Consider the following 25,037-nt stretch of genomic DNA (forward strand, 5'->3'; position numbering starts at 1 on the left):
GGCCAGCAGGGAAGCACGCAGCATGATGGGACAGTTATCGAGTGGGCAGGAGCGGCTGTTTTACTCGTTCAACCTTGAAGATCACATTCCAGCCAATCACCTTCTGCGCAGCATTGATCAATGTCTCGATCTGAGCGACCTGCGCCATTACCTCGCCGATTTCTATAGCCCGATTGGGCGTCCGTCGATTGATCCCGAACTGATGATCCGCATGCTGATCGTCGGCTATTGCTACGGCATTCGCTCAGAGCGGCGGTTGTGCGAAGAGGCCCATTTGAACCTGGCGTATCGCTGGTTCTGCCGATTGAGCCTTGAAGATGAAGTCCCCAATCACTCGACCTTTTCCAAAAACCGACACGGCCGTTTTCGGGACAGCGATCTCTTTCGCTGGTTGTTCAATGAAGTGCTGCGTCGCTGCATGGACGCCGGCCTGGTTAAAGGCGAAGGCTTTGCCGTGGACGCCAGCATCATCAAAGCGGATGCGAGTCGGCAGCGCGGCGTACCGGGTGATGAACCGGTCAACTGGAGCGATCCGGCCCTGAGCACCCGCGCCGTGCGTGAGTACCTTGAAGCCCTCGATGAAGAGGCTTTGGCCGAAACGCTACCGAAGCGCCTGTCGCTGACGGATCCTCAGGCCCGCTGGACCGCTGCTCCAGGCGGCCCAGCGTTCTACGCTTACTCCACGAACTATCTGATCGATACCGAGCACGGCGTGATCATGGATGTGGAACCCACACCGGCTCATCGAACCGCAGAAGTCGAGAGCACCAAGACCATGATCGATCGGGTCGAAGCGCAGTTCGACATCAAACCGGAACGCCTCATTGGCGACACCGCTTACGGTACCGCGCCGATGCTGGCCTGGATGGTGGAGGAAAAAGACATCGAACCGCATGTGCCGGTCAGGGACAAAACCGAGCGCAAGAACGACTGCTTTTCGAGTAACGATTTCCACTGGAATGAAGAGTCCGAGGAATACCGCTGCCCAGCCGGCAACGTATTACGCAGCGAATGGCGAGCCTTCAAGAACGAGCGTTCGCACGTCACCAAAGCCAACACCATCATCTTCCGATCCCGGCAGACCGACTGCGCGACATGTCCGATGAAAGCCAAGTGCTGCCCGAACACTGCGTTCCGCAAGATCGCTCGCAGCGTCCATGAAGCCGCGCGTGATGTGGCTCGGCGAATCGCAGCAACACCTGCGTACGTGCGCTCTCGCCACGAACGTAAAAAGGTCGAAATGTTGTTTGCCCACCTCAAGCGCATCCTGAAATTGGATCGCCTGCGACTACGTGGCCTGAGTGGCGCGACTGATGAATTCACGCTGGCCGCTGCGGTGCAGAACCTGCGACGACTGGCCAAATTTACCTCTCAAGGGCCACCGGTCACGGGATAGGTGCGCCTGCGCCAAGCAAAAAACTTCAAACTAACCCACTAACAGAGCAGCAAAGGTCACCGAAGGGCCGAAAAACCACTCAACGTGGTGAGTAGGTTCTCCAATGGTGGTCGTGCCTGAGTCCAGGCGATCTGAAAATCCGACTTTTTCAACAGAATCGGCCGGTTGCCGTCCTTCGCGTCAGGCAAAAAACGCCCCGAAGCTGACGGTGGAGACAGGCAGAAATCGGCCAAAAGGGGAGCGAAGTGAACGAATGAGACTTTGTCCTTGTCATCCGGATAGAGCCCTGAAGGTTCTGCAAATCCACCTGGCTAGTTGAGAGTTCCACCCCCATGACATCAATGAATGGGTCGGTTGCTGCCTGTCATTTGTGACAGGCAGCAACAGGGCCGCCGCATCATGACAATTGAGGTAGTCCTTGAGTGACTGGAAAAACGCAGTGCAGGGGCCTCGTCACATTGGCGGGGTTGAATGCATGCAAGCATAATGGCCGCCTTCAACTACACGTTAACGGAGACGACGATGAGGGCGGAGCCCGAACTCAGGCAAGTAAAAAGGCTGCGTCAGTTCATAACTTATGCCCGATTGGCCGCCTCCACTGTGATGATAGTCGGCATCAGTGTGCTGGCTGGTTGGTTGCTTGATGTACCCGTGCTAAGAACTGTGCTTCCTGGCTGGACTGCGATGATGGTCAATACCGCCAGTATGTTCACTGTCCTCGGAGTGGCGCTGTGGTGCGCTACGTTCAGAGCGTCTCAGGCCGGAAGCTTGATCAGGCGGCTTGGCGCTATCTTGGCGATACTGGTTGGTGGGTTGACCCTCGTTGAGTATGTCCTGTCGGTTGATCTAGCGATTGATTTGCTACTTCCTTTCGAGCTTCAACACACTCAGCCTGTTCTTTTTCCGGGGCGAATGGCGCCGGCGACAGCGCTGTGTTTTCTGCTTTCTGGTTTTGGCTTGCTGCTTGAGGACAGGCCGTCACTGCCGCAATTTTTTGCGTCGTCAGCACTATTTATAAGCCTGATGGCGCTAGCTGGTTATTTGTTCAGCGTCAGTGCGCTCTATTCGGTTGGCCTCTATAGCTCTATGGCCATCCATACGGCTATTGCGCTGATCCTGTTCAATTCCGGACTGCTGGTTATCCAGGAACGCTCGGGATTCGTCGAATTGCTGACAAGCGATACAGCGGGTGGCAAGGTAGCGAGAAGCTTACTGGCTAGTATCCCGGTGGTAATTCTCAGCATCGGAGGCGCCCTGATAGCCGGAGAAAAGCTGGGTTATTACGACAACCGGTTCAGCTTAGCGTGGATGGCTACTCTGAGCATCGCCACGCTCGTTGCGGTAATCCTGAGAACTGCGAGGCATATCCATCGGATTGATAAGTCTAGAGGGAATGCCCAGGCGGAACTGGCTGCCCTGAATGCGGCCCTTGAATTGCGGGTGGCCGAGCGAACCATTGCACTAGAAACGGCGAACAGGACGCTAATGAGCGAAATGTTGCAGCGACAAAAGGTCGAAGATGATGTGCGCCAACTGTCGCTGACGGATGAACTGACTGGCTTGCACAATCGCCGCAGTTTTTTCCTTTTGGCGGACCAGCTATTGCGCTCAACTCGCCGTAATGATCAATCCTGCTTGTTGTTTTTTATTGATCTCGATGGTCTGAAAAAGATCAATGATGTCCACGGTCATGAGGCGGGTGACTTGGCGATCATAGCCGCCACGCAGGTGCTCAAAGCAGCTTTTAGAAATAGCGATGTTGTCGCTAGGATCGGCGGTGATGAGTTTGTAGTCCTAGCTGTCGACACGGGGGAGTCGTCGGATGCCCTCTCTGCTCGTGTGCAAGCGCTGGTCGATGAATTCAATGGTAGTGATCGCTGCCGTTATCCTATCGGCTTAAGCATCGGCTCTGTTCGTTGTTCGCCAAAGGAGCTGAAGCCTCTGGGTGAGCTGCTTGCTTCTGCTGATGCCGCGATGTACGCCAATAAGCAGCTTCGTCGTCAGCAGGCTTCTTATTGTGATGGGTGCGCACTACGTGTACCGCCCAAGCACGTAGGCCGGCAACTTGAATCGCCCTCGGTCTCGTAGAGCTTTCGTGTGGCTGCTTTTGGCCGTTATCTACCAGATGCAAAAGCGAGTTATCCCTGGCAACGCAGCCGACCTGATGTGCCCGGCTATCGGTCCAGCAGAGGTGCCAGCAGTGCACACATGCCGCGCCAGTGCGAACCCTCCCAGTAAACCCGTTGGCAGGCGTCGCAGTGCAGGAAGTGCGAATAGAGGGCGCCAACGCGTGGCGGCACCTGCGGCCGGGCCAGATCCGGGCTGATCTCGCGCAGCGGCAGGTTGCAATGGAGGCACAGGCTGAATGGTCGCGCGCTACGCGCCAGGTCGAGGCGTTCGTACAATTCGCGCAGCTGCAGCGACGGTTTCAGGGCATGCACGTAACAGCCGTGGCTGATGATCCGCCGCTTGAGCAGTTCGCGGTCGCGGGTTAGCACAATGCGTCCTTGCTGCGCAGCGATCTCGGCGATCTCGCCATCCTCGAAGCCATTGTCGTAGAGGGTGTCGAAGCCGCTCATGCGCAGCAGGCTGGCCAGCCCGCCCAGGTGCGCGTCAGCGACGAAGCGCAGCACCCGTAAAGGTTGCGCACGAACCTTGAGCAGCGGGCTGATGTCCAGCGCTTCGAACTTGGGATACACCGCCAGCCGGTCACCGTCGAGAATCACCCGCTCGAAACCCACCGACTCGCCGTTGAGCAGCACCAGTTCGACCTCCGTGTGCGGTATTCCGAGCGCCTCGATCATGTGCTTGACCGTTGCCCCGCGCGCGCACTCACAGGTGAACGAATGCCATCGCCGTTCGGCTGGCAGGAAATCGTTGAGCTCCTCGTAGAAGCGGAAGGTTGCACTGGTCATGCTGAACAGTATGGCAGGGCTGCAGGATGAGCGAGTCTAGTCCGGACATCTTCTCCGGCAGGCCCCAAACTACGATCGTAATCCAGTTGAAATTGACTATGCCATGGAACATCGATGCTGGATGTATTGCTTGAAATTGTTATCCGCGTCATGTGCTGCCCAGCAGGCTGGGCGTTCATCAAGATCGTAATATCGGGAAGGCGACCGGATAGAGCGGTAAGGTGCGCGGATACACCAGAAACGAGTCCATCGCCGAGTGGGGCGCACAACATCAAAGGTGAATCGAAGCCGCGGTCCGGAAAAAGAAACCGCGGCGACCGATCAATCAGGCGGCGGGGAGCAGGCCTTTCTGTTTGGCGACGTGAGTCGCCAGTGCGTCCATCAAGTCTGGGGACAGGCAGTCATAGGGTTCCAGGCCGATTGAGCGCAGGCGCTCGCGGATAGCCTTCATTTGCGCTGGCGGTGTGCCAGTTTCGATGATGGAGGACACGAACGCCGCGAATCCTGGCGCAGCCCATCCGCTCTGTGGCGAAAGCTCGGTGTGGACGAAGTCCAGGCCATAAAACGCATGGTCCTTGTTCTCGATGCGCCCAAAGAGATGGGCGTGACACTGCTTGCAGGCGTGGCGCTGGATGGTGGCGGTTTCGTCGACAATCGCCAGTTTCTCGCCGTGGGCAATGACGCTTACCTTATCTCGAGGCACCACGGCGATGACCGCGAATGTAGCGTTTTGTGGTTTCCAGCATTTGCTGCAGCCGCACGCGTGGTTATGCAGTGTTTGTGCGTCGATCTTGACCTCGACCTTGTCGGTCGCACACAGGCATTGCAGGGTGCCACCTGCGAAATTCGCGGCGGTGGGTTGGATACCATTGTCCAGTGCAGGGTGAAGTTGCAAGGTGCTCATGCTGGCGTCTCCGTTTCAGGGTGTCAGGCAAAGGTGCCTGGGGTCGTGCCCCAGACCGGTAGTTCATCGGAACTCGATTTCGAAAAGGACACATTGCATAAACGAGTGGCCTCCTTCGGTGCGACCGGTCGGTTACCCAGATCAAGAATAGTCTGCGATGACGCCTTGAGCGCGGCTCGGACCAGCGCACGGGCGAGTGTGCCGCCGCCCCTAGCCGAGTTGCTCGGCAAGCCCGACGATGATGCCCTCAGGCCCACGAATATAGGCAAGCCGGTACGATTTCTCGTACTGCATCTGGCCCATGAGTTCTGCGCCATGGGCCTGCATCCGTGCAACGACAGCATCGATATCATCGACGGCAAACATGATGCGACGAAGACCCAAAGTGTTTACTGGTGCGTCCACGGGCCCAAACCTGACTGCGTTTGGTGTGTGAAATTTGTCCAGTTCAATTCCCTGCCCATCGGGAGTCCGCAGCATCGCGAGGGTGGCCCGGACGTCTCCAAGCCCTATAAGTCTCCCGACAGCAGGCCCTTCAACCGTGGATTGGCCTTCAAGCTCGAGGCCCAACTCGATAAAGAACGCCTTCACCGTTTCGAGATCGTCGACAACTATCAGGACGTTGTCCATTCGCTTGACTGTCATGTCCTTCGGTCCCTCTTTCAACGGTGTCGCGTATTTGGGGGGAATTGGCGTCTGGGTCGAGCAGGGCGGTTGATTATACCGAGGAAACAGCCTACCCGAGAGTTGCCCTTGGCAACTGGCTGCTTCTGGCCGTTTTTGGCCCGTCGCGAGAGGTAAGAAACGATGCAAAGCTGACTGTCAGCTGGGCGAACTCTGAGCGGTTTGGCATTCCCATCAGGAATGCAATGTATAAAATTAATGAATTTTTATTATCGCTTTTTATGGCCTAAGTTGATTCAAGGACATGGAGAACCGCCCTTGAAATCAATAACACTCAACTCAGCTGAAAAGTTCGATAATACACGGGCCAATGAGTACGGACGACAGAGCCGAATCGCACTGGCAGGTTATGACGCCTGCCAGGACTTGGTGGCGTGCATGCTCGCGGCAAGCCTCGGAAACATGGGCTCGGCAAAAATACTGGTGGTCGGCGCTGGCGGTACGGCGCAGGAGATCATCGCGATGGCCAGGCTTGAGCCAGGCTGGCGCTTCACCGCCGTTGATCCATCTGAGCCGATGCTTGAAACCGCGATACAGCAGTTAGTCGTGAACAACGTGCTTGAAAGAACGGATCTGCATCTTGGGCACGTTGAAGACTTGGCGGCAGACGAGTCCTACGACGCAGCCACTTTGATCGGTGTACTCCATCATCTCGATGGGAATGATGCCAAAGGACAAATTTTACGATCCATACGGGCCCGTCTGAAACCGGGGGCTCCGCTGATTGTCGCCGGCAATCAATATGCCTATGCCAGCCAGCCGTTACTCCTCGCTGCCTGGGGGCAACGTTGGCGGCAGCACGGAGCCAGCCCGGATGAAGTGAAGGTCAAGCTTGGGAAAATTCTTCAAGGCGCTGACCCTCCACATTCTGAGGCGGCGGTTCAGAAGCTTTTGCATGACGCGGGTTTCGGGGTCGCTACGCGTTTTTTCAGCAGCCTGTTCTGGGGTGCTTGGTTAACGTGTAAAACAGTCTGAATAGCGATCTGAGTGGCAGTTTCTGGCCGATTGTGTTGAAAAAGTCGGCCATGGTTTCCACGGCAGAAAAGTACGCGTTTTAGATTGAAATCTTTACTTTGAGCAGAGGATTCCGGGCTCAGACTTCACGTAGCTGCGCGCAAAAAAGGCATTTTCATCAATCCGTGCGTGTGCAGTCTGGAAGGACCGACTTTTTCAACACAATCGGCCGATTTCTGCCTGTCGCGAAGGGCTGAAATCGCGTTCAATGGCCGTTCCAGTTAGAGAGGGGATCCCATGTTCCATTGCATGGGAAATCATTGGGAGCGAGTGTTAATGAGCACTTCACCTGTGACACGACGTCCGGCTAAAAAGAAAGAGGCGACGCGAGATGAGGGGATCGTGGCCTTTTGGCGCTTCAGTTCCCATCAAAAATTACTGACGGACTCGGAGAGGCTGCAGCAAATCAGGGTAGGGTATCCCGCTGCCCTTATCCAGATTCTTCGTTTGGCCTTCGACCTGCAAGACCGCCAGCTGGAAACGCTGCTTAATGCCTCCTTGTCGACGCTTGAACGACTGCTACGAGCGCACAAGAACCTTGACCCTATCGCCTCCGAGCGTTTGGACAGAATTGCTACGGTCAGTCACTTGGCCGAGGCGATATTTGAGACACCAGTGTCCGCCACCCAGTGGCTGTCGGCGCCGAACAAAGCGCTCGGTGGGACGGCACCGATCATGCTCCGCGAAACCGAGATAGGGGCCAAACAAGTTCGCCGTGTCCTTCAGGCCCTTGAGTGGGGTGGTGCAACCTGATGGAAGGCGTGGCAACTAGCTAGGGCGAAATGTGCGACCGGTCTTCGGGGATGCATCCTGGGGAATCCGACGGGTCGGTATTGGCCGATTTTTGCCAGTCATGAGGGGCAGAAATCGACCGATTCTGTTGAAAAAGTCAGTCATCCCAAACTGCCTGATCATTGACTGGTGAAAACGCCTTTTTTGCACGCTGCTGCGTGAAATCTGCGTCTGGAAGACTCGACCGAAAGTAAAGATTTCAATCTCGGACGCGTACTTTTCAGCTGCGAAAGCCATGACCGACTTTTTCAACAGAATCAACCCATAGCAGACGTTCATCCCTAAGCCTGTCCCGTGCCAGCTGATGCTTGGGCGGAGCAAAGCTCAATCGTCGCCAAACGGTTGGGATCCTAGAAGGCAAACCCATCAATTTTTCGCCATCCGCCTGAAGGACCTCTTATCCATCTACCGCCCCGGGCTTCATTTTCATGGATCGAGAATCCTGCGAACTGTGCAACAGAGAACCCCAAGGGCCAGATCGTCCCTACAAATCCATGCGGTGATTTCCAAAACCTCCTTGCTCACAAAAATCGCGCATGGCGAAATTTTGATACTACACGTCGAGTTGGCGGGAGCGACGAAGCACTGACGACGATTATTGTTTTCGCACAAAAGCAGGAAACAATAATCATGCTGCCGTTGATCAAAAGAATAGACAGTCACGTTCATTTTTATACGTCGCAAGACCTCCGCCGAGTGGCCGGTTCGTTGCCCTATACACTACCTGAGCCGCATCCGCTGACTGCTTATCTGGATACATTGATCGATGCCGGAATGGCTCCGACGCTCCTCAATAACGTCCATTTAAGTATCCTGCCCGATTCAGAAAACGTATTTGCTTCATTTGACGAGCTCAAGAATCTCCAGGCAGCCAACCCTCTGCGCTATGGCGACGTCAAATTGGTGGGGACGATCAAGGCAGAGCCTGCTTACGCCACCCAGGAACGTCTCTCACACCCGCAGGTGGTTGGCGCCCGAATTGTTCTGCACGATGCCAAGCCTGAAACGGTTTCTGATGCGCGGTTCAGTGATGGGCTGTGGTCGGCGTTTTATGGCCGCCTGCAACCGCATCAGCATCTGCACATTTACGCGAAAGAAGCCGAGACGAATCTGCGCGTATTGCGCCAGATCCCTCGCGATGTGCGGGTCATTATCGATCACCTGGGCACCTGTCACAGCGAGCGCGACATCACTGAGCCGGCTTACATCGCACTCCTCACTGAGGCGAGAGAACGAGGCAACGTTTGGTTCAAAGGCCCTGGCTATCGCACTTCTGTCTATCCCGAGGAAACAGCTCGTTTCGTGACGCAAATTGTTTTCGCAGTCGGCGCGGACAAGATTCTTCTGGAAGCAACCGATGCCCCTCATGTTGGAACTGACAACCAGGGTGTGGCGTATTCCCGCCTCTTTAATCTGAACAACGCTTTTAACTTTGTAGATGCCGTCGCACAGCATGTTTCTACAGAAACCCGAATTCCTGTTAGCCAACTTCTCCGAGGAGAGTCTGGCCAATTGGTAAGTTGATCTATGCCCACGCACTAACTTCGAGATATCTAGCGATGACGAACATTACTACAAAAGAAATCGAGTTTGCCGTTAAGTATGGCGACGACACCCTGAACCTCAAAGGAACGGTGTTTCAGCCAGAACTGATCGATGCGTCAATTCCGCCCGTCATTTTCAACTCCGGCTTCACTGGTGGGGTCACGATGTACGGCCAGCTGTTTGGTCGCGCCCTGGCAGCTCGCGGTTATCGCGTCATGACCTACGACGTGGCCGGTTTTTTTTCCAACAAATACATCCGCAACACCCTCCAGGCCGCAGACATCGAGATCACCAATGTCATCCTCGAAGATCAGAAAGACGAAGTCCTTGGTGCCATTGAATGGGCGCGCGAGAATTTTGGTGAGATGCCGGTAGTTGCGTCTTGGGCGATGGGTTCGGTGGCGAGCCTCGGTGCAGTGGCTGAACTGGCCGCCGCAGGCGCAGAACAGATCCGCTTCTGGGTACCGATGAGCTACACCAACATCCGTAAGCTGCAAGCCTTGCGTGCAGACAAAGACGCGGCTGATGCCGCCATTAACCAACTCGCGGATGACGCGCCGATCCCTCCGTTCGATACCGGAACCGACGGGACCCGCCTTGGCTACTATCCGCTGGATCCCGAGACTCAGGCTTACGTTGATCAGCAGTTGGGCGGCTACACCGAAGCAGGTGGCGCGGACCGTTGGCCTGGCTGCACCCACGTGACGGCGAAGTCCTACAAGTCTTATGTGGCGTATGACCCGGAGCAGTCCATCGAAGGTGCAAAAGGCTTCCCGCCTGCACTGATCATCCACGGCGCCGACAACACGTTGCACATGCCTTCGGAGTCTGTGCGTCTGCACCAGAACTATCCGGGTGATGCAGGCCCGAGCGCGCTGATCATTTCCCACATGCAACATGGCCAGCAGAATCAGGTCGACAGCCCTGTGTTCAAGTCGATGATCCAGAGCATCGATGAGGCCATCCGCACGCGCGGTTGATCCTCTCGCCCTTATCCTGTGGGGCCTCGGGCGTCGAGGTCTCACAGCGACGTTCAAGCGCCGCGCTGCATTTTCCCGTCCTGGCGATCTGTCGCACCGATTGAATCTGGCTGAATGCGAGCCCAACCCCTAACATGGCGTGTCCAAAGCCACTCTCTTCAGGCTGGCCTGAGCTGTTCACTTGAACGGCTGGAACGACCCATGAAAGGATCCGGCGATGGCAGCCCCCAGCGAATCAGCGACGTATGTGAATAGCTACACCACTAAGCGAATCGGGCTGCTCATTCTCCCTCAGTTCTCCATGATGGCCCTGGCTGGGGCCAGCGAGCCTTTGCGGGCGGCAAACAGGCTGTTTGGCAAAACACTGTATGAGTGGACCCTGCTCACGGAATCCGGTGGTCCGGTCAGCTCCAGCAGCGGTATCGAAATCCAGACCGTGCCGGTTGATCAGGCCCCGGAGCTGGATCGCGTTTTCGTCCTGGCAAGCCTGGACATCGAACATCAGAAACCACCGAAAATGTTGCGCTTTCTGCAGCGCGCAGCAGCCCGAGGAATCACCGTCGGCGCGCTGAGCACCGGTACGTTCATCCTTGCACGCGCAGGATTGCTGGAAGGGAAGCGCTGCACCTTGCACTGGGAGTCCATCGGTCAATTTTCGGAGGAATTCCCCTCGATCGAAGTGACCAAAGAACTGTACGTCAACCACGGCAACCGCTGGACGTGTGCCGGGGGGACGGCGGCCATCGACCTCATGCTGGCGCAAATCGCGCTTGATTTCGGCAATCAGCTGGCCGCGAGCATCGCCGAGCAGTTTCTGCACGCCAGGATAAGAGCCCCGGAAGAAAATCAGCGGATGTCGATTCAGTGGCGGTTCGGGATACACGATCGCAGGCTTACGGCCGCCATCGCCTTCATGGAAGACAATCTGGAGAACATTGTCGGCATCGAAGAAATCGCCGATCGCTGCAATCTGTCCCATCGTCAACTGGAGCGGCTGTGGCATCAGCACTTCGGAATGACGCCGAAGAAATTTTATCTGGAGCTCAGGCTGAACGAAGCGCGGCGCTTGCTGCGTGAAAGCACCCAGCCCATTGCTTCCATCGCCTACACCTGCGGATTTGTCTCGGCGTCACATCTGGGCGCTGCTTACCGTCGGGTGTGGGGTTGCACGCCGGGTGAAGAGCGGCGGAAATTTGATGATGCTCATTCCTGATAGCAGTCGTCGAACCGACTGGTCAATGAACGCTAATCACCTGAAAAACCATAGGGTCGATCCGCTCTGTAAAACCGCATAGCAAGCTAATGACTCGGCCCGACAGGCGGTGCGCTCCGGCAGGCTTCGGTAATTTGGCGATCCTGCATACTTCCTTGCTCAATCAACCCGTCATCTTGCATTGCACGCCAAGGTGCCACGTGACGTCGGTTTTTTGATAGAAATCGTCGGGCTCAAAGCTCAGGCTGCCTGCGATGGCGCGGTAATGTTTCTAATAAATCCGGCGTCCACTTCCAGATGCATAGCCGGCAAAAACAACAATGACGTACAGAAGGCATAACAACCATGGAAACCTTGAGTTTCATTCTGGAAAACGGCGGGCTGATCGGCCTGCTACTCGGACAGCACCTTCTCATCGTGGCGGTAGCGGTGGGACTGGCGATTCTGACCGGCGTTCCTGTCGGGATCGCAATATCCCAGCACCCCAGAACGCGTCGTTGGGTCTTGGCTTTTGCCGCTGTCCTGATGACCATTCCTTCTGCCGCGCTGTTCGGGCTGATGATTCCGGCTCTGTCCTTGATTGGTTATGGAATCGGCGTCGTGCCGGCGGTCATTGCGCTGTTTCTCTATTCCCAACTGCCCATCATTCGAAACACCACCACTGCGATCTCCAACATCGATCCCGCCTTGCGTGAAGCGGCGATCGGGATGGGCATGTCCACCTGGCAACGACTGCGCAAGGTCGAGTTGCCGATTGCGGTCCCGCTGATCATGGCGGGCGTCAGGATGGCGACCGTCATCAACATCGGCATCGCTGCCATCGCGGCTTACATCGGCGCTGGTGGCCTGGGCAGTCTCATCATTCGTGGCATCGCTCAATCGGATACCCGGCAGCTGTTGGCCGGCGCGATCGTCATCAGCGTGATTGCCATTGCGGCCGATTACGCGCTCTACGGCTTGCAGCGCGTCCTGACGCCAAAAGGCCTGAACAAGAACAAAGTGGCCGCTGGCCGAATGAAGGAAGCTACGACGTGATCCAGATCGAAAATTTAAACAAGAAATTCGGCTCAATCACTGCAGTAGAAGATGTCTCATTCAATGTTGAAGAGGGGCAGATCTGCGTACTGCTTGGGCCGTCGGGCTGCGGTAAAACCACGACGCTGAAAATGATCAACCGACTGATCACGCCGACCTCAGGCACGATCCGAATCGGTGGTCGCGACACAGCCGAACTGGACAGCGTCACCCTCAAACGCTCCATCGGCTACGTGATTCAACAAGTCGGCCTGTTCCCGAACATGACCGTCGAGGAAAACATCTGCGTCGTCCCTAATCTGTTGGGATGGGATAAGAACAAAAGTCGCAAGCGCGCGGCGGAGTTGCTGGAAGTGGTCGCGCTGGAACCTTCCAAATTCCTCAAACGTTACCCGTGCGAACTGTCTGGCGGCCAGCAACAGCGGGTAGGGGTGGCCCGGGCCTTGGCAGCTGATCCACCCGTGATGTTGATGGATGAGCCCTTTGGCGCGATCGACCCGATCAACCGCGAAGTAATCCAGGACGAGTTCATGCGCATCCAGCGCCTCGTCAACAAAACCGTACTGTTTGTCAGTCACGACATCGATGAAGCGGTGAAGATGGCGGACTGCGTCGCCCTGTTTCATAACGGAAAAATTCAGCAATTCGGCAGTTCGGATGATCTGCTGGCCCGGCCCAACAGCGAGTTCGTGGCGAACTTCATGGGCGGTGACCGGATCATGAAACGGTTGCGCCTGCTGCGCGCGGCTGACGTCGTGAGCAAGATCGCTCCGCGCGAACACATGCAGATCGTGGGCGGCAACAGCGGTGTTACGTCGCACACACACCTGATCGTCAAGCCCGGCGATGACCTGCGCCAAGTGCTCTCGCAATTGCTGGGACGCGGCCAGGACTGGGCGCTCTGCAATGACAGCGACGGACGTTTTATCGGTTATGTCCACCAGGCTGACATCCTGGCGCGACTTGTTGAAAACATTACTCCGGCGGTGCACTGACGATGTCTGACTTACTGATCAGATTGTGGGAAGGGCTGCAGTTTTACTGGGGCGACATCAGCTACCTGACGGTCCAGCATCTGCAGATCGTCGCAGTCAGCGGGGCGTTGGCCCTGGCCATCGCGCTGCCGTTGGGTGTCTGGATGAGCCGTCCGGCGAACCAGCGTTACGCCATGGCCAGCATGCAGGTCCTTAACGTGGGGCAGGCGATCCCCAAGCTCGCACTGTTGGCCTTGGCCATGAGTTTCATTGGCGTTGGCAGCGGCGCGGCCATCATTGGCTTGTTTGTCGCGACGTTGTTACCCGTGGCGGTCAACACCTATGAAGGCTTGCGCGCGGTGCCGCAACACTTGGTCGAAGCGGCCGAGGCCATGGGCATGACGCCACGGGAGACACTGTGGAAAGTCGAAATTCCGAATGCGATGAACGTGATTTTCGCGGGCATCCGCACGGCGCTGGCGATCAACGTCGGTACTGCACCGCTGGCCTTCCTGGTCGGTGGCGGTGGGCTGGGCGAGTTGATCTTTACCGGGATTGACCTGAATGACTTCGGCATGATGCTGGCCGGTGCGGCATCGACCGCGCTGTTGGCGATTGCAGTCGATCTGGGCTGCGGCTTGATTCAAAACGTTGCAGTGTCTCGGGGCTTGAGGTTGGCCGGGCGCGAATGAATCTGAAGACCATAAACCTAAACCAATAATATGAGGTGCATGATGATTTATCGAATGCTAGCCAGTCTGATCTTTAGCCTTAGTCTTGTTTCAGGTGTTGTGGGCAGCGCTTCTGCCAACAGCACGATTGTGGTTGGCGGCAAGAAGTTTACCGAGCAGCAACTGGTTGCCGAGATGACCACGCAACTCCTGCGCGCCAATGGCTACAGTGTCGATAAACGCCCGGACCTGGGTTCGTCTGTATTGCGCGCGGCGCAAGAGAACGGTCAGGTCGATGTGTATTGGGAATACACCGGCACTTCGCTGATTACTTACAATAAAGTCACGGACAAACTTAGCGCTGACGAAACCTACAAGAAGATCAGCGAGCTTGACGCGCAGAAGGGCATCACCTGGCTGAACCCTTCCAAGGCCAACAACACCTACGCATTTGCCATGCGCAAGGCGGAGGCCGAGAAGGATGGCATCGTCTCGATCAGCGATCTTGCAAAGAATATCCAGGGCGGCAAATCCTATAAATTCGCCTCCAACGCTGAGTTCTTTTCCCGGCCCGATGGCCTGCGTCCTCTTCAAGAGGCGTACAAGTTTGAATTCGAGCGCAAGAATATCGTCCGCATGGACGGCGGGCTGACCTACCAGGCGCTCAAGGACGGTCAGGTCGATCTGGCATTGGTGCTGTCGACCGATGGGCGGATTCCGGCCTTCGGTTTTGTGGTGCTCAAAGACGATAAAGGCTTTTTCCCCAGCTACGCGTTGACGCCTGTCATTCGCACTGACGTCTTTAAAGAGAATCCGAAGATCGGCGAGTTGCTTAACGCCCTGTCTTCCAAACTGGACGACGACACCATTGCGGGTCTCAACTCTCGGGTCGACGTTGGCCGTGAATCTATCGAAAGCGTGTCCACGGAATTCCTGCAAAAAAACAAGTTGCTGTAGGAGCTGACGAAGACTGCGCTGTTAGACGTTGTCTTTAGAACGTCCAGGGTCGGCAGTATAACGCCGGCCTTTTTTACCCCTGCCTCCCACCCATTTACTTGCACCCACATGAGGTGCGAGCTGCTTTCGTTCGCCTGTATCCACCCGGAGAATAAAAATGAAGTTGAATAAAAAGTTCGTGGCGTGCTCGTTTTTGCTATTGGCGGCAAGTGCCCAGGCGGATGAGGGTATCGACCGCATGACCCTCGCCGATATGCGTCATGCGTTGAATAACGGGACCCTCAGTTCCGAGCAACTGGTCCAGCACTATCTGGATAACATCCGGGCGAACAATCATCGGGGCCAAAACATCAATGCGCTGGTGACCATCAATGAACGGGCGATCGATCAGGCCCGGAAGTGGGATGCTGAACGGGCGAAAAACCCCAATACCAACTACGCACCGCTGGCCGGCATTCCATTCGTAGTGAAGGACAACTTTGACACCGCCACAATGGTCACCTCCGGTGGGTCCTACATTCTGCGTGCGTCGGTGCCGAGCCAGGATGCCTTCACCGTCAAGAAATTGATCGACGGGCAAGCGATTCTTCTCGGTAAGGCCAACCTGTCGGAACTGGCCGCGTCCTTCGGCTGGTTTGGCTACAGCTCATTCGGCGGCCAGACGCTGAATCCGAAAAATACCAAGCGTGATGCTTCTGGTTCAAGCAGCGGTTCTGCCGCCGCCGTGGCGGCAGCGTTTGCGCCGTTTGCGCTGGGGTCGGACACCAGCGGCTCGATCCGCGCCCCGGCCAGCGTCACCGGTACGGTGGGCTTTAGACCCTCGCTGGGCCTGATCAGTCGCAGCGGCATTATTCCGCTGTCGCTCGCGTTTGATACGGGTGGCGTCATTACCAACAGCGTGCTGGATCAGGCCATCGTGCTGGATGCGATCAAGGGCCAGGACAAAAGCGACCCGGCGACCCTGGATCTGGTCGCCGACAAGATTCAGTTCGAGCCCGCGCTGAGCCGTTCCTCGTTGCAAGGCAAAACCATCGGGGTGATCAGCAATTTCAAAGGCGCTAATCCAGAGGTGGATGCAGTCTTCAAGGCCGCTCAGGAAACCCTCGGCAAGCGCGGCGCTCATGTTGTCTCCATCGACCTGCCCAAGTCGTTTGAAACGCTATGGAGCGATGTGTTGGGCCCCGTTGGCGAGAGCGAATTCAAACCGCAATTCGAACGCTACCTGGCCACCCTCAACCCGAGCCAACCGCGAACGCTTGCACAGTTTCTCGAGCTGGCGAAAAAAAATCAGGCTGAAAACGGACCGCATGGCATGAACCCGGCACGCCTGGCTGGACTGGAAGCGGTATCGAATACCGCAAGCACCGATTCGCCGCTGTATATCTCCATCCTCTCGAGAAAGATCCCGCAGTTGCGTGCGCAACTGGTGGACATCATGAGGAAGAACAAAGTGGACAGCCTGTTCTTCGCGACGATCAATTGCCCGGCTTCGGTGGTTCACGGCGTGACCGATGACAGTTACGTGTGCAAATCCGGTGATACCTACGCCTCGTCGTACATTGCCTCCGCCACAGGATTTCCCGAAATCACCGTTCCGGCAGGCACGATCAAGGGCAACCTGCCGGTCGGTGTTTCGTTCCTGGGTGGCTACGGCGAAGACGCCAAGGTTGTAGGCTTTGGCTACGCATTCCTCGGGCGCTGATCAGTGGGGCGGGCCGTTCAGATCTGTTCCAGCAGCCAGGTACGGAACGCGATGAGCGATGGCAGCATTTCGTTGCGGGGCGGGTAGGCCAGGTAGTAGCTGCGCTGACTGGCGAAGGGCTGGTCGAGGCTGATCAGCTCGGCGTTGGCCAACTCGTCGGCCACCAGAATGCGCGGCACCAGACCAATGCCGATGCCGGCCCTGACGGCCTGGATCAAGTGCGAGGTGAGTTCGAAACTCGGCCCCAGCCGCATCATTCGATGGGGCAGGCCGTGGTGGCTGAACCACTCGCCCCAGACGTTGGCATTGCTCGCGACGTTGAGCAGCGTCTGTCCGCCAATGCGTTCTGGCGTCCAGGTGTCATGGCGTTCGGCCGCTTGTGGAGAAATGATCACCATCAGTTCTTCCGTGTGCAGGCGATGGCTGATCAGGCCCGGAAAATCGGCATTGCCGACGATGATCGCGGCATCGATGCCGCTGGTTTCAAAGTCGATGGCGTCGATCCGGGAATTGATGTGCACCAGCATGCCAGGATGGGTTTTGTAGAAGTCATGAAGGCGCGGCAATAACCACTTCGAACCGAAGGTCGGCAAGGTGGCCAGGCGCAAGGTGCCGCTGCCGGATTGATAAGCCATGGCTTGCAACGTGGCGCTGCGGATGCGTCCGAGCGCTTCGCTCAATTCCCGCTGGTAGAGACGACCGACATCGGTCAATTGCACTTGCCTGCCTTCACGGCGAAACAGCGTCAGGCCCAGTTGCTGTTCCAGCGTCTGGACTTGCCGGCTCACGGCGCTTTGGGTCAGTGACAGTTCCATCGCGGCTCGGGTGTAGCTTTCATGGCGGGCGGCGGCTTCAAAGGCCAGCAGCAACGACATCGAGGGTGTGAGGTGACGGTAATTCATTCGTAAAAGTCATCAATAGCGGCAGGATTATCCGTTTGTCCGGCGCCAGAGCCTGCAGGATCATTGGCGTAACCGGCGACCTGAGGCTGACCCATTAATGCTCAGGCGACAAGTGTTTTGATTTTTCCCGTGATTAGACCGACAAGAGAACAGCCTGCGATGATCGCTCAGTTGCCCACCGTTGCACTCGCGGCACAGTACCCGGAATTTCTTCAAGCCCTGCGCGCCAGCGGCTTTTGCGGTCAGCTCAGCGCCGACTACGCCACTCGCACCGTGCTGGCAACCGACAACTCGATTTACCAGCGCTTGCCGCAAGCCGCGGTGTTCCCCGTGGACGCGGACGATATCGCACGCATAGCGACCTTGATGGCCGAACCACGCTTTTGCCAGATCAAATTGACCCCGCGGGGCGGCGGCACTGGAACCAACGGCCAGTCGTTGACCGATGGCATCGTGGTCGATCTGTCGCGGCATATGAACAACATCCTCGAGATCAACATCGTCGAGCGTTGGGTGCGGGTGCAGGCGGGCGTGGTCAAGGACCAGCTCAATGCCGCGCTCAAACCGCACGGACTGTTCTTCGCCCCGGAGCTGTCGACGTCCAACCGCGCCACCGTCGGCGGCATGATCAACACCGACGCCAGCGGCCAGGGCAGCTGCACCTATGGCAAGACCCGCGATCACGTACTGGAACTACACAGCGTACTACTCGGCGGTGAGCACCTGCACAGCCAGCCGCTGTCCGACGCGGAGCTGGAAGTGGCGTGCACGCAACCCGGCCGCATCGGCGAGGTGTACCGGACAGCGCGACACATCCAGGAAACCCAGGCCGACCTCATCGAGTCGGTGTTCCCCAAACTCAACCGCTGCCTGACCGGTTACGACCTGGCCCACCTGCGCGACGAGCACGGGCGTTTCAACCTCAACAGCGTGCTGTGCGGTGCGGAAGGTTCGCTGGGCTACATCGTCGAAGCCAAACTCAACGTGCTACCGATACCCAAGTATTCGGTGTTGGTGAACGTGCGCTACGGCAGCTTCATGGATGCGTTGCGCGACGCCAACGCGCTGTTGACGCACAAGCCGTTGTCCATCGAAACCGTGGACTCCAAGGTGTTGATGCTGGCGATGAAAGACATTGTCTGGCACAGCGTCGCCGAGTATTTTCCGACGGACGCCGAGCGCTCGACGCTGGGCATCAATCTGGTGGAGTTCAGCGGTGAAGACCTGGCGGACGTCAACGCTCGCGTGGCGTCGTTCGTGGCGCATCTGCAGGCCGATACGACGATCGAGCGACTGGGCCACACCTTGGCCGAAGGGGCCGAAGCAGTGACGTGCGTATACAACATGCGCAAACGTTCGGTCGGGCTGCTGGGTAACGTCGAAGGCGAGATTCGCCCGCAGCCATTTGTCGAAGACACCGCCGTGCCGCCGGAGAAACTGGCCGACTACATCGCCGAGTTTCGTGCGTTGCTGGACAGCTATAACCTGACATATGGGATGTTCGGTCACGTCGATGCCGGTGTATTGCATGTACGTCCGGCGCTGGACATGAAAGATCCGGCCCAGGCCGCTCTGGTCAAGCCGATTTCCGATGCTGTGGCCGAGCTGACCAGGCGTTATGGCGGTCTGCTGTGGGGCGAGCATGGCAAGGGATTGCGTTCGGAATATGTACCCGGTTTTTTTGGCGAGCTTTACCCGTCGCTGCAATTGCTCAAGGGTGCGTTCGACCCGAACAATCAGCTCAACCCGGGCAAGATCTGCACCCCGCCGGACGCCGCCCAGGGCTTGCTCAGGGTCAACGAAGTCACGCTGCGTGGTGATCTGGATCGGCAAATCGATGAGCGCGTCTGGCAAAGCTTCGGCACCGCTTTGCACTGCAATGGTAACGGCGCTTGTTACAACTACGATCCCAATGATGCGATGTGCCCGTCGTGGAAAGCCACCCGTGAACGCCAGCATTCGCCGAAGGGCAGGGCGTCGTTGATTCGCGAGTGGTTGCGTTTGCAAGGCGCGGCCAATGTCGATGTATTGCAAGCGGCCCGGGGCAAGTTGTCGTGGTTGAGCGGGTTGCCGACGAGGTTGCGCAATAACCTGGCGCGCTCGCGTGGCGAAGCGGATTTCTCCCATGAAGTCTACGACGCGATGGCGGGGTGCCTGGCCTGTAAATCCTGTGCGGGACAATGCCCGGTCAAGGTCAACGTGCCAGAATTCCGTTCGCGATTTCTGGAGCTGTACCACGGTCGTTATCAGCGCCCGCTACGCGACTATCTGATCGGCTCGCTGGAGTTCACCATTCCTTACATGGCCTACGCGCCAGGCTTGTACAACGCGGTGATGGGCTCGAAATGGATGAGCCGGCTGCTTGAGCGCCAGGTCGGCATGCTCGACAGTCCGTTGATCAATCGTCATGACTTGGAGGCCACGCTGACCCGCTGCAAGGTCGCTGTCGCCAGCGTGCCAGCCTTACGCGAACTCACCGTCGCACAACGTGTGCGTAGCGTAGTGTTGGTGCAGGACGCCTTCACCCGTTACTTCGAAACACCGTTGCTGGCGAGCTTTATACAATTGGCGCATCAGCTGGGCTATCGAGTGTTCCTGGCGCCCTATAGCGCCAACGGCAAGCCGTTGCACGTGCAGGGTTTTCTTGGTGCCTTCGCCAAGACGGCAATCCGCAACGGCAATCAGCTCAATGCCCTCGCCGACTGTGGAGTGCCGCTGGTGGGCCTGGATCCGGCGATGACGCTGGTCTACCGCCAGGAATATCAGAAAGTACCGGGGCTGAATGATTGTCCGAAGGTCTTGCTGCCTCAGGAGTGGCTCTGCGATGTGTTGCCGGATAACCTGCATCCCGCGACTGGGACATTCCGTTTGTTGGTGCACTGCACCGAGAAAACCAATGTCCCGGCCAGCACTTCGCAATGGGAAGCCGTTTTTGCCCGGCTCGGGCTTAAGTTGACACCTGAGGCGACCGGCTGCTGCGGCATGTCCGGAACCTTCGGCCATGAAACACGTAACCAAGGCCACTCACGGACCATTTTTGAGCAGTCCTGGGCCGACAAGCTGAAAGAAAAGAGTGAGGCGCTGGCAACGGGATACTCCTGTCGCAGTCAGGTGAAACGCTTTGCCAACATGCAACTGCGCCATCCATTGGAGGTTGTGTTAGAGCATACGCTCGCGAAGTGAAAGGGGAGCGGTCGTTTGAATCCTGCGGATTGATGCTGGAAACGAGCGTCCGCTTCTGGCCGATTCTGTTGAAAAAGTAGCTCCCCTGTCTGGCCTGCGGCAAAATTGCTTCATTGGTCGGCGGGGGATCACACAGCATGATGGGACAGCTATCGAGTGGGCAGGAGCGACTGTTTTACTCCTTCAACCTTGAAGATCACATCCCAGCCAATCACCTTCTGCGCAGCATTGATCAGTGCCTCGATCTGAGTGACTTGCGCCATTACCTCGCCGATTTTTACAGCCCGATTGGGCGTCCGTCGATTGATCCCGAACTGATGATTCGCATGCTGATCGTGGGCTATTGCTATGGCATTCGCTCAGAGCGGCGGCTGTGCGAAGAGACCCATTTGAACCTGGCGTATCGCTGGTTCTGCCGGTTAAACCTTGAAGATGAAGTCCCCAATCACTCGACCTTTTCCAAAAATCGACACGGCCTTTTCCGGGACAGAGATCTGTTTCGCTGGTTGTTCAATGAAGTGCTGCGTCGCTGCATGGACGCCGGCCTGGTCAAGGGCGAAGGCTTTGCCGTGGACGCCAGCATCATCAAAGCAGATGCCAGCCGGCAGCGCGGCGTACCGGGTGATGAACAGGTCAACTGGAGCGATCCGGCCCTGAGTACCCGCGCCGTGCGTGAGTACCTTGAAGCCCTCGATGAAGAGGCTCTGGCCGAAACGCTACCGAAGCGCCTGTCGCTGACTGATCCTCAAGCCCGCTGGACCGCAGCTCCAGGTGGCCCAGCGTTCTACGCTTACTCCACGAATTATCTGATCGATACCGAGCACGGCGTGATCATGGATGTGGAACCCACACCGGCTCATCGAACCGCAGTTCGACATCAAGCCGCATGTGCCGGTGTGGGACAAAACCGAGCGCAAGAACAACAGTTTTTCGAGCAACGATTTCCACTGGAATGAAGAGGCTGAGGAATACCGCTGCCCCGCCGGCAAAGCATTGCGCAGCGAATGGCGAGCCTTCAAAAATGAGCGTTCGCACGTCACCAAAGCCAACACCATCATCTTCCGATCCCGACAGGCCGACTGCGTAGCCTGTCCGATGAAGGCCAAGTGTTGCCCCAACACTGCGTTTCGCAAGATCGTCCGCAGCGTCCATGAAGCCGCTCGTGATGCGGCTCGACGCATCGCAGCGACGCCGGAGTACGCGCGCTCTCGCCACGAACGTAAGAAGGTCGAAATGTTGTTTGCCCACCTCAAGCGCATCCTGAAACTGGATCGCTTGCGACTACGTGGCCTGAGTGGTGCGACCGATGAATTCACGCTGGCCGCTGCGGTGCAGAACCTGCGACGGCTGGCCAAATTTTCATCTCAAGCGCCACCAGTCACGGGATAGGTGCGCCTGCACTAAGCAAAAAACCTCAAACTAACCCAATAACAAAGCAACAAAGGTCAACGAAGGGCCGAGAAACCACTCAATGTGGTGAGTAGGTTCTCCGGTGGTGGCCGTGCCTGAGTTCAGGTGATCTGAAAATCCGACTTTTTCAACAGAATCGGCCGATTACTGACGGTCACGAAGGGCAGCTTTGGGTTTGCAGTCCTTCAAGACAGCCAAAAGCTGACAACCTGTAGATCTATATTTTGCGCGGATCTAGAATTCATCGGCCTTCCTCGCCGCCGATCCTGGTATGGGTTCTATGACTGAGCACGCAAGTTACCATCACGTTACCGAAGTGCCCGGCTTGGTGCTGGGCTCGGCGCGCCTGACGGATTCCGGTTTCGATCGCCATTACCACCTCGACTTCCACGTTGGTTTCGTTACCGAAGGCATCCAGCGTCACCGATCCAAAGGCGAGTCGTTTCTGTTAGGGCCGGGCAATATTGCCCTGATGCCGCCGGGCGAAATCCACGATGGCGTGGCTGAGGGCGGTGGCGCCTACACACTCAAGACATTCCGTCTGTCCCAGGCTCTGGTCGCGAGCCTCACAGAGGAAATCAGCGGTCGGCCCAAGGATCTGGAGCTGGCCGGCATGTTGCTCGAGAACACCGGGCTTGTCGGCAACCTGCGCGGCCTGCACCAGGCCATGCAACAGTCCATTGGGCCTGGCGGTCTCGCGGTGCAGGCGCAATGGATCACCCTTGTTGAATGTCTGTTGCGCCAGTCACGGGTGATCATGCCCGAGGCGATTTCGGGAGCACTCTCGCCCCTGCAATGGTCACGCCTCAGGGACTATTGTTACAGTCACATCGATCAGCGAATTACCCTCGATGACCTCGCCGGACTTTGCGCGCTGGGCCAGTTTTCATTCCTCAAGCAGTTCAAACGGACCATCGGGATGACGCCGCACGCATGGCTGCTGCGACTGCGTCTTGAACAGGCCTGTGGCCTGCTGTCGCGTAGCGAACTGCCGATTATCGATGTCGCCCAGGCGGTCGGGTTTTACGATCAAAGCCATTTCAACCGTGCTTTTCGACACGCATTCGGCGTCGCGCCTTCACGCTACAGGAATTGAGTTTCGGCGTTTCGGTGGCCGTCAATTTTTTACAAGCCTGAGCACCGTCCCTCTCCGTAGGATGCGCAAAACCGGGCGAATCATCTTCGCCCGTGCAGCCGAGGACAGGAAAATGAACGCTGAAACAAACAGACCGCCCGCACTGGGTTTTGCAAGCGACAACATCGCGGGGGCTTCGCCAGAAGTGGCGCAAGCCATGATGAGACACAGCACCGGCCAGGCGAGTCCGTATGGCACGGACGAACTCTCCCGGCAGGTCAAGGTCACGTTCAGCGAGATATTCGAGCGCGACGTGGACGTCTTTCTCGTCCCCACAGGCACCGCCGCCAACAGCCTGTGCCTGAGTGCGATGACGCCGCCTTGGGGCAACATCTATTGCCATCCGGCCAGCCATATCAACAACGATGAGTGCGGCGCACCCGAGTTCTTTTCCAATGGCGCAAAGCTGATGACCATCGACGGCCCATCGGCCAAGCTGGATATTGCCCGCCTGCGCGAACGGACACGTGAAAAGGTAGGTGACGTGCACACGACCCAACCTGCTTGCGTCAGCATTACCCAGGCCACTGAAGTCGGTAGCCTCTACAACCTGGACGAAATCGCCGCCATCGGTGAGGTGTGCAAAGCAAGCGCCCTGGGGTTTCACATGGACGGTTCCCGATTTGCCAACGCGTTGGTTTCCCTCGGGTGCTCCCCAGCGCAGATGACGTGGAAAGCCGGGGTGGATGCGTTGTCGTTTGGAGCTACCAAGAATGGTGCACTGGCCGCCGAAGCGATCGTCCTGTTCAATCCCACGCTTGCCACCGAGATGAGCTATCGCCGCAAGCGCTCAGGCCACCTCTTCTCCAAGATGCGTTTTCTTTCGGCGCAGATCGATGCGTACCTGACCGACGACCTGTGGCTGCGTAACGCGCGCCAGGCCAACGATGCCGCCCAGCGTCTGGCACGTGGGCTTGCTGGTCTCAGAGGCGTTGAAGTATTGGGCGACACCGAGGCCAACATCCTGTTCTGCAAGCTGGATTCGGCAATCATCGAAGCCCTGCTAAAGGCCGGGTTCGGGTTCTACCATGATCGCTGGGGGCCGAACATTGTTCGCTTTGTTACTTCGTTCGCGACCACCGCCGAGGACGTCGATCATCTGTTGAGTCAGGTCAGGCGAGTGGTCGATACGCTGCGCGCATAACCGTTGTGATGGGCATGGCCGGGGCTTAATGCGCGCCGGCCTTGGATCAGGCGCGCTCAGTCAAAGAGTAGCGTCAACACCGCCATTCGCTGGCTTTGGCGGTGATATGGGTGCCGATCATTACCCGCTTGCAGACCTCGAATCTGTCCTTGCTTATGTAGACGTTGAATGGCGGCTTTTGGCTGTGGATTCAACCAGTCGATGCCAAATAACGCGCACGATCTTAGCTGCGCAAGGGGATGCTGGCTCATTGTGATCTACACTCCTGAGCGTGTGAGTTGGGTCACGGTCTGGATGGGGCATGCCCGCCGATCAGAAAAAACCTTTCTCTGGCAATCGTGTATCAGGCGAGTTCGCCAACGCCTGGATTCAAGCCCTGACCGCCAACATGACTTGGCACTTTTGAAAAAAAATCGGGGAGGGTTTCAGGTATTCAGATTGTTTCACCGCGGCCATGAACACTCACGGCGTCAGCTTGCTT

At 57.2% G+C, this 25,037-nt stretch carries 19 protein-coding genes and 1 pseudogene; 16 read left to right on the plus strand and 4 right to left on the minus strand.

Annotation, left to right across the window (positions count from 1 at the left end):
• The first annotated feature begins 22 nt into the window (after positions 1–22).
• Positions 23–1,396: a transposase gene (locus ACM6IR_RS12750; protein WP_414908022.1), complete on the plus strand. Its 1,374-nt coding sequence runs from the start codon at positions 23–25 to the stop codon at positions 1,394–1,396.
• Between the two features lie 486 nt (positions 1,397–1,882).
• Entirely contained in the window at positions 1,883–3,484 is a 1,602-nt protein-coding gene (locus tag ACM6IR_RS12755) for a diguanylate cyclase domain-containing protein (protein ID WP_414908023.1), read from the plus strand.
• An 86-nt stretch (positions 3,485–3,570) separates the two neighbouring features.
• Here ACM6IR_RS12755 and ACM6IR_RS12760 read toward each other — a convergent pair whose 3' ends face one another.
• The 3 genes from ACM6IR_RS12760 to ACM6IR_RS12770 form a co-directional block, all read right to left on the minus strand.
• Positions 3,571–4,311 carry a Mut7-C RNAse domain-containing protein gene (locus ACM6IR_RS12760; protein ID WP_414908024.1) on the minus strand — a complete coding sequence of 247 codons (741 nt, stop codon included), beginning with the start codon at positions 4,309–4,311 and terminating at the stop codon, positions 3,571–3,573.
• A 325-nt stretch (positions 4,312–4,636) separates the two neighbouring features.
• Complete coding sequence (gfa, locus tag ACM6IR_RS12765) at positions 4,637–5,215, minus strand: S-(hydroxymethyl)glutathione synthase (RefSeq protein WP_414908025.1); 579 nt, start codon at positions 5,213–5,215, stop codon at positions 4,637–4,639.
• Between the two features lie 210 nt (positions 5,216–5,425).
• Complete coding sequence (locus ACM6IR_RS12770; RefSeq protein ID WP_414908026.1) at positions 5,426–5,860, minus strand: VOC family protein; 435 nt, start codon at positions 5,858–5,860, stop codon at positions 5,426–5,428.
• Positions 5,861–6,157: 297 nt separating this feature from the next.
• On the opposite strand from ACM6IR_RS12770, the gene ACM6IR_RS12775 reads away from it, so the two are divergent.
• The 10 genes from ACM6IR_RS12775 to ACM6IR_RS12820 all read left to right on the plus strand — a co-directional run bounded on the left by ACM6IR_RS12775 (position 6,158) and on the right by ACM6IR_RS12820 (position 16,782).
• On the plus strand, positions 6,158–6,874 hold the full coding sequence (locus ACM6IR_RS12775; RefSeq protein WP_414908040.1) for a class I SAM-dependent methyltransferase: 717 nt from the start codon (positions 6,158–6,160) through the stop codon (positions 6,872–6,874).
• A 315-nt stretch (positions 6,875–7,189) separates the two neighbouring features.
• Positions 7,190–7,666 carry an antitoxin Xre/MbcA/ParS toxin-binding domain-containing protein gene (locus ACM6IR_RS12780; RefSeq protein WP_414908027.1) on the plus strand — a complete coding sequence of 159 codons (477 nt, stop codon included), beginning with the start codon at positions 7,190–7,192 and terminating at the stop codon, positions 7,664–7,666.
• A gap of 669 nt (positions 7,667–8,335) precedes the next feature.
• Positions 8,336–9,229, plus strand: coding sequence for an amidohydrolase family protein (locus tag ACM6IR_RS12785; protein WP_414908028.1), 894 nt, complete (start codon positions 8,336–8,338; stop codon positions 9,227–9,229).
• A gap of 35 nt (positions 9,230–9,264) precedes the next feature.
• Positions 9,265–10,230, plus strand: coding sequence for an alpha/beta hydrolase (locus ACM6IR_RS12790; RefSeq protein ID WP_414908029.1), 966 nt, complete (start codon positions 9,265–9,267; stop codon positions 10,228–10,230).
• 217 nt (positions 10,231–10,447) lie between these two features.
• Positions 10,448–11,443 carry a GlxA family transcriptional regulator gene (locus tag ACM6IR_RS12795; RefSeq protein ID WP_414908030.1) on the plus strand — a complete coding sequence of 332 codons (996 nt, stop codon included), beginning with the start codon at positions 10,448–10,450 and terminating at the stop codon, positions 11,441–11,443.
• 345 nt (positions 11,444–11,788) lie between these two features.
• On the plus strand, positions 11,789–12,478 hold the full coding sequence (locus ACM6IR_RS12800) for an ABC transporter permease (protein ID WP_403137690.1): 690 nt from the start codon (positions 11,789–11,791) through the stop codon (positions 12,476–12,478).
• Positions 12,475–13,473: an ABC transporter ATP-binding protein gene (locus ACM6IR_RS12805; protein WP_414908031.1), complete on the plus strand. Its 999-nt coding sequence runs from the start codon at positions 12,475–12,477 to the stop codon at positions 13,471–13,473. Before ACM6IR_RS12800 ends, ACM6IR_RS12805 begins: the two co-directional genes overlap by 4 nt.
• 2 nt (positions 13,474–13,475) lie before the next feature.
• Entirely contained in the window at positions 13,476–14,144 is a 669-nt protein-coding gene (locus tag ACM6IR_RS12810) for an ABC transporter permease (RefSeq protein ID WP_414908032.1), read from the plus strand.
• Between the two features lie 54 nt (positions 14,145–14,198).
• The gene (locus ACM6IR_RS12815) at positions 14,199–15,080 is read left to right on the plus strand and encodes a glycine betaine ABC transporter substrate-binding protein (RefSeq protein WP_414908033.1); all 882 of its coding nucleotides are present in this window, start codon (positions 14,199–14,201) and stop codon (positions 15,078–15,080) included.
• A gap of 157 nt (positions 15,081–15,237) precedes the next feature.
• Positions 15,238–16,782: an amidase family protein gene (locus ACM6IR_RS12820; RefSeq protein WP_414908034.1), complete on the plus strand. Its 1,545-nt coding sequence runs from the start codon at positions 15,238–15,240 to the stop codon at positions 16,780–16,782.
• 17 nt (positions 16,783–16,799) lie between these two features.
• Here the strand turns inward: ACM6IR_RS12820 and ACM6IR_RS12825 are convergent, their stop codons facing one another.
• Positions 16,800–17,684, minus strand: coding sequence for a LysR substrate-binding domain-containing protein (locus tag ACM6IR_RS12825; RefSeq protein WP_414908035.1), 885 nt, complete (start codon positions 17,682–17,684; stop codon positions 16,800–16,802).
• 159 nt (positions 17,685–17,843) lie between these two features.
• Here ACM6IR_RS12825 and ACM6IR_RS12830 point away from each other — a divergent pair, with 159 nt between their 5' ends.
• The 4 genes and pseudogenes from ACM6IR_RS12830 to ACM6IR_RS12845 all read left to right on the plus strand — a co-directional run bounded on the left by ACM6IR_RS12830 (position 17,844) and on the right by ACM6IR_RS12845 (position 24,556).
• Positions 17,844–20,867, plus strand: coding sequence for an FAD-binding and (Fe-S)-binding domain-containing protein (locus ACM6IR_RS12830; RefSeq protein ID WP_414908036.1), 3,024 nt, complete (start codon positions 17,844–17,846; stop codon positions 20,865–20,867).
• Between the two features lie 137 nt (positions 20,868–21,004).
• Positions 21,005–22,256 (plus strand): annotated as a pseudogene (locus ACM6IR_RS12835) (transposase).
• A gap of 301 nt (positions 22,257–22,557) precedes the next feature.
• Positions 22,558–23,373, plus strand: a complete 816-nt coding sequence (locus ACM6IR_RS12840; RefSeq protein ID WP_414908037.1) for an AraC family transcriptional regulator — start codon at positions 22,558–22,560, stop codon at positions 23,371–23,373.
• A 112-nt stretch (positions 23,374–23,485) separates the two neighbouring features.
• Positions 23,486–24,556 (plus strand): threonine aldolase family protein, encoded by a 1,071-nt coding sequence (locus ACM6IR_RS12845; protein ID WP_414908038.1) that lies wholly within the window; start codon positions 23,486–23,488, stop codon positions 24,554–24,556.
• Positions 24,557–25,037: the final 481 nt, after the last annotated feature.

This window comes from Pseudomonas sp. IT-P253, from assembly GCF_949768125.1.
In the GTDB taxonomy this organism is placed as follows: Bacteria; Pseudomonadota; Gammaproteobacteria; order Pseudomonadales; family Pseudomonadaceae; genus Aquipseudomonas.

What these genes read in the sequence shown, in the direction of transcription:
- ACM6IR_RS12750 (WP_414908022.1), top strand. Translation starts at nt 23, where the DNA reads ATGATGGGACAGTTATCGAGTGGGCAGGAGCGGCTGTTTTACTCGTTC.
- ACM6IR_RS12755 (WP_414908023.1), top strand. Translation starts at nt 1,883, where the DNA reads ATGGCCGCCTTCAACTACACGTTAACGGAGACGACGATGAGGGCGGAG.
- ACM6IR_RS12760 (WP_414908024.1), bottom strand. Translation starts at nt 4,311, where the DNA reads ATGACCAGTGCAACCTTCCGCTTCTACGAGGAGCTCAACGATTTCCTG.
- gfa (WP_414908025.1), bottom strand. Translation starts at nt 5,215, where the DNA reads ATGAGCACCTTGCAACTTCACCCTGCACTGGACAATGGTATCCAACCC.
- ACM6IR_RS12770 (WP_414908026.1), bottom strand. Translation starts at nt 5,860, where the DNA reads ATGACAGTCAAGCGAATGGACAACGTCCTGATAGTTGTCGACGATCTC.
- ACM6IR_RS12780 (WP_414908027.1), top strand. Translation starts at nt 7,190, where the DNA reads ATGAGCACTTCACCTGTGACACGACGTCCGGCTAAAAAGAAAGAGGCG.
- ACM6IR_RS12785 (WP_414908028.1), top strand. Translation starts at nt 8,336, where the DNA reads ATGCTGCCGTTGATCAAAAGAATAGACAGTCACGTTCATTTTTATACG.
- ACM6IR_RS12790 (WP_414908029.1), top strand. Translation starts at nt 9,265, where the DNA reads ATGACGAACATTACTACAAAAGAAATCGAGTTTGCCGTTAAGTATGGC.
- ACM6IR_RS12795 (WP_414908030.1), top strand. Translation starts at nt 10,448, where the DNA reads ATGGCAGCCCCCAGCGAATCAGCGACGTATGTGAATAGCTACACCACT.
- ACM6IR_RS12800 (WP_403137690.1), top strand. Translation starts at nt 11,789, where the DNA reads ATGGAAACCTTGAGTTTCATTCTGGAAAACGGCGGGCTGATCGGCCTG.
- ACM6IR_RS12810 (WP_414908032.1), top strand. Translation starts at nt 13,476, where the DNA reads ATGTCTGACTTACTGATCAGATTGTGGGAAGGGCTGCAGTTTTACTGG.
- ACM6IR_RS12815 (WP_414908033.1), top strand. Translation starts at nt 14,199, where the DNA reads ATGCTAGCCAGTCTGATCTTTAGCCTTAGTCTTGTTTCAGGTGTTGTG.
- ACM6IR_RS12820 (WP_414908034.1), top strand. Translation starts at nt 15,238, where the DNA reads ATGAAGTTGAATAAAAAGTTCGTGGCGTGCTCGTTTTTGCTATTGGCG.
- ACM6IR_RS12825 (WP_414908035.1), bottom strand. Translation starts at nt 17,684, where the DNA reads ATGAATTACCGTCACCTCACACCCTCGATGTCGTTGCTGCTGGCCTTT.
- ACM6IR_RS12830 (WP_414908036.1), top strand. Translation starts at nt 17,844, where the DNA reads ATGATCGCTCAGTTGCCCACCGTTGCACTCGCGGCACAGTACCCGGAA.
- ACM6IR_RS12840 (WP_414908037.1), top strand. Translation starts at nt 22,558, where the DNA reads ATGACTGAGCACGCAAGTTACCATCACGTTACCGAAGTGCCCGGCTTG.
- ACM6IR_RS12845 (WP_414908038.1), top strand. Translation starts at nt 23,486, where the DNA reads ATGAACGCTGAAACAAACAGACCGCCCGCACTGGGTTTTGCAAGCGAC.